Below are 7,365 nucleotides of genomic sequence, written 5' to 3'. Positions count from 1 at the left end.
TAACCGAGTGTCAGAGGGCGCGACGAATCGTTCCGGGTGACGCTTGTGCGGGAGGCCAGGTGCTCTGAGGTCAGGGCCGGCCGTGGTTTGGGCTTGAGCACGGTGACTGTTTGCGCTAACGTTAGCGCTAACATAGTCCGTACTCACCGAGGAGACGCATGCGCTATCGAGGGCTCACCTGGGACCATCCGCGCGGGGAACAGGCGCTGCGCGTCCTTGCCGCGAAATTCAACGCAGAGCAGCGGGGAGACACGCTGGAATGGGACACTCATCCGCTTGAGGGTTTTGAATCTGCTCCGATTGCGGAGGTCTGTGCTCAGTATCACCTGGTCGTTCTCGACCACCCGCATCTCGGTGATGCTCTCGAGAGTGGGAGTCTCCGCGCAATCACCGAAGCCTTCGCGGGTACTCCGGTGCCGTGCGCGGAAGAGCAGTACATCGGAGCTTCGGTTGCCTCGTACACCGTGGGCGGGCAGTTGTGGGCGCTCCCGTTGGACGCGGCTACTCAGGTTGCCGCTTACGACCCGGAATGGATTGCGAGTCCGCCCAGAGAGTGGAACGACGTTGAGCAGCTTGCCCGTGAGGCTCCGGTCGCACTCTCGCTCGCAGGTCCGCATGCGTTGATCAGTTGGTATTCGGTGTGCGGCGCTTTGGGCGCGCCTGTGGCTCCGGATGGCAGTGTGGACGCAGACGCTGGGGCTGCGGCATACGCTGTCCTGGCCCGATTGGCAGCGAACAGTCGGGCGGAGTGGGCCGAGTTGAACCCCATTGCGATGCTGGAGCTGATGTCACGAGGTGGCGAGATTGCGTACGCCCCGCTGATCTACGGCTATGTGAACTATGCCAGGCCGAAGCCCTCTCAGCAGGAAACGACGCCTCGACGGGTTGCGTTTGCCGATGCACCGCGTTTCCCGGGCCGTCCCCCCGGATCGACGCTGGGGGGCACGGGCCTCGCGGTCACTGCTGGGACGGTGCTGAGTCCAGCGCTCGCCGAACACCTTGCGGGACTGGTGGGGGTTCCTGTGCAGAGCGGCCTCCTCGTTGATGAGGAAGGTCAACCCGCGAGAAGGGAAGCTTGGCTGGACTCCGGGGTGGCGAGGCGAACTGGCAGCTTTACTGCTGGGACCGCGCAGACTCTTTCCGCCGCGACGGTTCGGCCCCGGTTTCCCGGCTATACCGCTTTTCAATCCACTGCTTCCGCCCTGTTTCGCTCCGCGCTGCTCTCGGGCAGTGGCGCCGCTCAGGTCCTGCGGCAGTATGACTCGCTTCGGAGAGCGGCGCTTGCCGCGACCGGGCCCTCCAGAAAGGTGAACTCATGACCGCAGTAGAACACAGAATTCGAGTGAACTGGCCCCCGAGCGCCGCCGAGACGCTTCCGGAGGATGCGGACCGGGCGGTCCTGGTGGGGCGCGCCTGGTCTCCCCACCACGATGGGCCCTCCGTAGTGACGGTTCGGAATGGGCGATTGGTGGATGTCACCGCCAGTTTCCCGACGGTCTCGCAGGTGACTGAGTCCCCCGATCCCGCTACCGTGCTCCGAGGCGCCTATGGGGAGGACCTGGGATCGCTCGGTGAAGCGCTCGCAAATACCGACCCTGAAGTTCGGGATCCTGCTCACCCGTGGCTCCTGTCTCCCCTGGACCTGCACGCGGTCAAAGCTGCCGGAGTCACCTTTCCGGTTTCAATGCTGGAACGGTTGATCGAGGAGCGTGCGGGAGGCGAGCCCACCGCGGCCGCAGAAATGCGGCTGACCATTACCGAAGCGCTCGGAGGATCACTCGCCGAGTTGGTGCCGGGATCAGAAGCGGCCACGCGGCTCAAGGAACGGTTGCGGGAGCGTGGTCTCTGGAGCCAGTACCTGGAGGTGGGCATCGGCGCTGACGCCGAGATTTTTACCAAGGCCCAACCGCTGTCCAGCGTGGGAACGGCCGGTCAGGCCGGAGTGCTCAGTACCTCTGACTGGAACAATCCAGAGCCAGAGCTCGGCGTGATTGTCTCTTCGTCCGGGGCGATTGTGGGAGCGACACTGGGTAATGACGTCAATCTGCGAGATGTTGAGGGGCGCTCAGCGCTGCTGCTCTCCAAGGCAAAGGATAATAATGCCGCCGCGGTCATCGGGCCGTTTCTTCGGCTGTTTGACGAGGAATTCACTCTGGACGATGTTCGGGCGGCAACGGTTCAGCTGGATGTCATGGGTGAGGACGGTTTTCTTCTGGGCGGCAGCTCCTCCCAGCGGGAAAGTAGTCGTGATCCAGCGGACCTGGTTGGTCAGCTCCTCGGTGATCACCACCAGTACCCCGACGGCGCCGTCCTCCTGCTCGGTACGCTCTTCGCGCCGGTTACCGATCGTGGGGCTTCCGGTCAGGGCTTTACGCACCATCGGCGAGACCTGGTGCGCATTGCGACACCGCGTCTTGGCGCGCTCGTGAGCCGAGTTGAGCATAGTGAGCGCTGTGAGCCCTGGACAATGGGGATATCGGACCTTTTTGCCCGGTTGAATCGTCGTGGGGTGCTCGGGGGCTGAGCCGCCGACGAGCGAGCTACTGTCGCCGGGTCGTCTCTCGGATCGCAATCTTGTACGCGACTCGGGTGGCGGCCTGGCCCCTCGCACGGCCCTCCATTTTTTCGAGCAGTCGTTCCGCGGCGATGTGACCCAGCTCGGCGGTGGGCACCGAGACGGTCGTCAGTGACGGGGAGAGCGCGGTTGACAACTCGAAATCACCGAAGCCGGTGATGCCCAGATCCTCTGGGACGCGCAAGCCACGGCGCTGCGCGGCGAGGAGGGCGCCGTTTGCCAAGATATCCGTTGAGAACATCACGATGTCAAGGTCGGGAAACGCCCTGAGCATTCGGTCAAGGAGGAGGGCACCAGATTCCAGGGTGAGCGGGAGATCAGAGGAATCGACGAAACGATCCACGGAGCCGGGGGTGAGTGTCGACCGCGCTGTACGAAACCCGGCGATTCGCTCTCGTGAGCGATGATCGCCGGGGATCAGAGAGCCAGCGAATACCGGGTTCCGGTAGCCCAAGTCGTGCACGGCGGTTACCAGGTCGACCACCGCGTCGTGGTTGGAAAAACCCACCTGATCGTCGATGGGGCTTTCAGACCACCCCCAGGTCTCGACAACGGGGACACCTGAGGATCGCAGCATGTGGACGGAGGCGTCCGTGTGGACGTTCCCGATGAGGAAGACGCCGTCTGGGCGGCGGCCAACTAGCTGTCGGACCAGCTGCTCTTCCTGATCGTCGTTATAGTCGCTGAAGCCGAGGATGAGCTGGTACCCGGCCGGGGCAAGGACCTCATTGGCAGCGGTGACGGTCTCTGCGAACACCGAGGTCGAAATTGAGGGGACGACCGTGGCTACGAGCCGGCTTCGGTTTGACGCCAGATTTCTCGCGGCCAGATTCGGCACATAGCCTGACCGGTGTATGGCTGCGTCGATTCGTTCCCGAGTGTGCTCGGCAACCTCCTCGGGGTTTCGCAACGCCCGAGACACCGTCTGAGCAGACACACCCGCAAGGGCGGCGACGTCGGCGAGCGTGACGGACCGAGTAGATGCCCGACTGGGCGTGCGGCGGGTGGCGCGGACGGGCTCAGAGGCTTCCTGGGGAGCTTCGATACTCACCGACTCTCCTTAGATGGGGGTGCCTCGTGAGAGCGCACCTGCGGTCAGCTTGACCTTAGCAGGGCCGAGATTTTTTGACCGCCATTGAATCGCTTGTGTTAGCGCTACCGTTAGCGCTAACATAACCAGTGGCTCCGCCGGAGTCTTCTGACAACGCTGTTCGCAAGAGGTGCACTATGAGGGTTCTCGACAATATTCGAGTGATCGACGTCTCAATCGCGATGTCCGGTCCGTTTGCCGCGCAAAAACTCGCGGATTTGGGCGCGGACGTCATCAAGGTTGAACCGATCGGTGGGGAGTGGCAGCGACACGTTTCCGCGGGCGGGGCCGCGGGCAACCGTGTCAACGCATCATTTCTTTCGCTCAACCGGAACAAGCGCTCTCTCTCGCTGGACCTCAAGTCCGAGGAGGGTCGTGCCGTCCTGTACGAGCTGATCGCGGAGGCCGATGTGTTCTTGCAGAACTACCGCCCCGGCGTTGCCGCCCGACTCGGCGTGGATTACGACACGCTTCGAGAGATCAAGCCCGATCTCGTGTATGTATCCATGTCCGGTTACGGCGAGGACGGACCGTATGTCACTCGTGCCGGGCAGGATGTTCTGCTTCAGGCCATGAGCGGTGCCCTGCATAGCGCAAAGCGCGCTGGCGAAGCCCCTCGGCCGGCTCCTTTTTTCCTGGTTGACGCCTTCGCCGCATATTCCGCGTTCGAGGGTGCGCTCGCTGCGCTCTTTCATCGGGAGCGAACCGGAGAGGGCCAGCTGGTTCGGGTAAATATGCTGGACGCGATCATCGCGGCGCAGATGCAGGAGATCAGCGTGCGAACGGTTGGTGGGGTTCGTCAGGAGCCCAGCGAGCAGATTCACGCGCACAGCTACATCCGCGCCCCCTACGGGGTCTATCCGACGCGGGACAGTTTTCTTGCCATTTCCTTCGCGGAAGCGGATGTTCTTGGGCAGGTGTTCGCCGACCCGCGCTTTGATGCCTATGACTCAGAGCGCGACGGCTTCCGGCTCCGCGATGAAATATCCGCGCTGGTCACCGAGCACCTGGCCACTCAAACGACCGAACACTGGCTGCGGGTTCTCGGCGACGCAGGAGTATGGGTCGGGCCGGTGTACAGCTACGAGGAACTGCTCGAGGACCCCCAGGTGAAGCACAACGGTTCGTTCGTTGAGTACGAGCATCCGACTGAGGGGCTTGTGACCACCCCCGGCTTCGCCTTCGACTTGGTGGGCACGCCGCAGTCCGTTGAGCGGCCTGCCCCGGTGAACGGTCAGCACAGTCGTGAGGTGCTCCGAGAAATCGGTATTCCCGAGGACCGGATTCTTGCCCTCCTAGCATCCGGAGCGATGCATCAGGACGCTGAGCTGGGTGCTGACCCCGACCCCACCGCGTGACCACGGGGCCGTTCAGCGCGGCCCCGTCCCATTCGCTTTCTTCCGTTTCATCGTTCACCATTGCAAAGGAGCATCATGAACCAGACCCACGCAAACCCAGAGGCCGTGCGGCGCTCGCGACGCGCTGCGACCGCATCCGCGGTCGGGAGCCTCGTAGAGTGGTACGACTTCGCGCTGTATGGTGCCGCAGCAGCGCTCGTCTTCAATACCTATTTCTTCGTCAATGAGGATCCGGCCACGGGGCTCATGTACTCGTTTGCGACCTTCGCGGTCGGGTATTTCGCCCGCCCCCTCGGCGGTATCCTCTTTGGGCATCTCGGCGACAAAATCGGCCGCAAACCCGTCATGATTGCTTGCCTCCTCCTCATGGGTATTTCGACGGCGCTCATCGGGCTTTTGCCCAGTTACGAATCAATTGGCCTCACCGCCCCGGTCCTGCTCGTCGCGCTTCGAGTGCTGCAGGGGCTTGGCGCTGGCGCTGAGTACGCCGGTGCGATCATTCTCTCCTCAGAGTCGTCAATTCCCGCACGGCGCGGCTTCTACGCCTCGTGGTCCGGTGCCGGGGTGTGGATCGGGTCCGCGCTCGGGTTGCTCATGATGCAGCTGATGGTCTTCCTGACGGGGGACAACTTCACCACCTGGGGCTGGCGGATCCCGTTCTTGTTCAGCCTGGTGATGCTCGGGGTAAGCATGTACATCCGGCGGCGGGTGAGCGAAACGGAGCAATTCAAGCAAGCAGAGTCTGAGGACAAGATCGTTCGGGTTCCCCTGTTCACACTCATGCGAACCGAAAAGCGTCGGCTTCTGGTCGCCCTCGGCTCCAACTTCATGCTGTCCGGGTTCTCCTACATCCCACAAGTGTGGGCCCTGAGCTACCTGACGAACAATCTTGGGTTCGCCGCGGCGCTCGGGCTCGGGATCAACGCTACGATTCTGCTTGCCGGCTCGATCTTTATGCCCGTCTTTGGGCGGCTTGGCGACCGGATTGGGCGTCGGAAATTGTTCCTCTTTGGTGCGGCGTTTGGGGCGCTTTGGGCGGTGCCCATGTTCCTGCTGATCGACACGAAGAACCCCGTGCTGACGACGCTGGCTCTGGCCGTATGCTTCGTTGGCGCAGTCGCGACCTGCTACGCGGCCCAGGCCGCATTCCTCGCCGAGCTGTTCCCTCCGGCGCTTCGATACTCAGGCGTGGCATTTGCCCGAGAGGTTTCCGGAGCCATCCTGGGCGGGACCGCGCCGCTCATTGCCACCTCACTGATTGTGTTGACCGGACACTGGTTTGCCATTGCCGCGTTCATGATTGCCAACGCGACTGTAGCGTTCATCGCGGTCTATTTCTCCAAGTACTTCCGTTCGGACCGGGACCAGGGCGATGAAGAACGTTTCACCGAAGACACCACGGGAACCCTCCGCGTCATTGGCAGCGCACAGGTGGCGGAGCGGGTTTCCGCGTGAACGCTCAGGAGGTAGTGCCCCGGACGTATGGGGAATACACGATCGGAGAGCACCAGTCGACTCGCGTACGGGTGATCACTGCTGCGGATATCTTGGCGTTCGCCGACCTCACCGGTGATCACCATCCCGCCCACACGGATATCGAATTCGCACAGGAGCGTTTTGGGGGGCAGCTGGCCCACGGGGTCCTGACCTTCGGCATCGTTGTGGGGCTCACGGTTGAGGACAACCCGCTTGCGGTGGCCTACGGCTACGACCGAATTCGCTTCCCCGGTCCCGTCCTTGCGGGGGATACCGTTCGTGCTTCCTCAGAGGTGATTGAACTCCGAGATCACAAAAACCCCGAGATCGGTTTGGTCGTGAAGCAGTACACCGGGATCAACCAGCGGGGCGAGGTTGTGCTCGTGGCGCAGCACACCCTGGCAGTGCAGCGGACTCGCTCAGCCGAGGAAAGCCCCAGCGTCGAGGAGACTACGCTGGCAGAATGAGAACGGCTCGTAGCGCTCCGGCCCCCGCTCGGTTTTCCCCGGGCGGGGGCCGCCTCGTCGGGATCGACCTGGCGCGGTTCCTCGCGATCTGCGGGATGGTCGTTGCGCACGTGCGCGTGATCGATTGGGCGGCCGACAAGCCGCTCAACACCGTGTTCGACGGGAACCCCTCAACGCTGTTCGCGGTACTCGGCGGGGTGAGCGTCGTGCTGGCCACGCGGCGGTACCTGGTCGCGGGAGACGTGGCGGCGGCGCGCTGGTCGCTGTTCGCCCGCGGCGGCATCGTCGTGCTGATCGGCCTCCTGCTGGGCCTGCTGGAGGACGCCCCGGCGGTCGTGGTCCTGGTGCCCTTCGGCGTGGCGATGTGGGGCGCGATCCCCTTCCTTCGGGTGCGCTCCG

General features: G+C 63.3%; 6 protein-coding genes and 1 pseudogene. 6 read left to right on the top strand and 1 reads right to left on the bottom strand.

All coding sequences use genetic code 11. From position 1 onward, the window contains the following. Positions 1-158 precede the first annotated feature (158 nt). Positions 159-1,319 carry a hypothetical protein gene (locus tag OOT08_RS06300; RefSeq protein WP_325091730.1) on the top strand — a complete coding sequence of 387 codons (1,161 nt, stop codon included), beginning with the start codon at positions 159-161 and terminating at the stop codon, positions 1,317-1,319. Continuing rightward, complete coding sequence (locus tag OOT08_RS06295; RefSeq protein ID WP_325091729.1) at positions 1,316-2,524, top strand: fumarylacetoacetate hydrolase family protein; 1,209 nt, start codon at positions 1,316-1,318, stop codon at positions 2,522-2,524. Before OOT08_RS06300 ends, OOT08_RS06295 begins: the two co-directional genes overlap by 4 nt. A gap of 16 nt (positions 2,525-2,540) precedes the next feature. Here the strand turns inward: OOT08_RS06295 and OOT08_RS06290 are convergent, their stop codons facing one another. Next, positions 2,541-3,626: a LacI family DNA-binding transcriptional regulator gene (locus OOT08_RS06290; protein WP_325091728.1), complete on the bottom strand. Its 1,086-nt coding sequence runs from the start codon at positions 3,624-3,626 to the stop codon at positions 2,541-2,543. A 176-nt stretch (positions 3,627-3,802) separates the two neighbouring features. Between OOT08_RS06290 and OOT08_RS06285 the strand changes: the two genes are divergently transcribed. The 4 genes and pseudogenes from OOT08_RS06285 to OOT08_RS06270 all read left to right on the top strand — a co-directional run. After that, entirely contained in the window at positions 3,803-5,023 is a 1,221-nt protein-coding gene (locus OOT08_RS06285) for a CaiB/BaiF CoA transferase family protein (protein ID WP_325091727.1), read from the top strand. A gap of 75 nt (positions 5,024-5,098) precedes the next feature. Next, the gene (locus OOT08_RS06280; RefSeq protein WP_325091726.1) at positions 5,099-6,478 is read left to right on the top strand and encodes an MFS transporter; all 1,380 of its coding nucleotides are present in this window, start codon (positions 5,099-5,101) and stop codon (positions 6,476-6,478) included. Beyond that, entirely contained in the window at positions 6,475-6,966 is a 492-nt protein-coding gene (locus OOT08_RS06275; protein WP_325091725.1) for a MaoC family dehydratase, read from the top strand. Before OOT08_RS06280 ends, OOT08_RS06275 begins: the two co-directional genes overlap by 4 nt. Beyond that, positions 6,963-7,365, top strand: a pseudogene (locus OOT08_RS06270) (acyltransferase); the annotation flags it as partial. The gene OOT08_RS06275 and the pseudogene OOT08_RS06270, both read left to right, overlap by 4 nt.

Origin of the sequence: Leucobacter sp. M11 (assembly GCF_035726885.1) — a bacterium.
Classification (GTDB): Bacteria; Actinomycetota; Actinomycetes; order Actinomycetales; family Microbacteriaceae; genus JAPFRB01.
The sequence above is the reverse complement of the archived record's forward strand: the minus strand, read 5'-3'. Positions and strand labels throughout refer to the sequence as shown.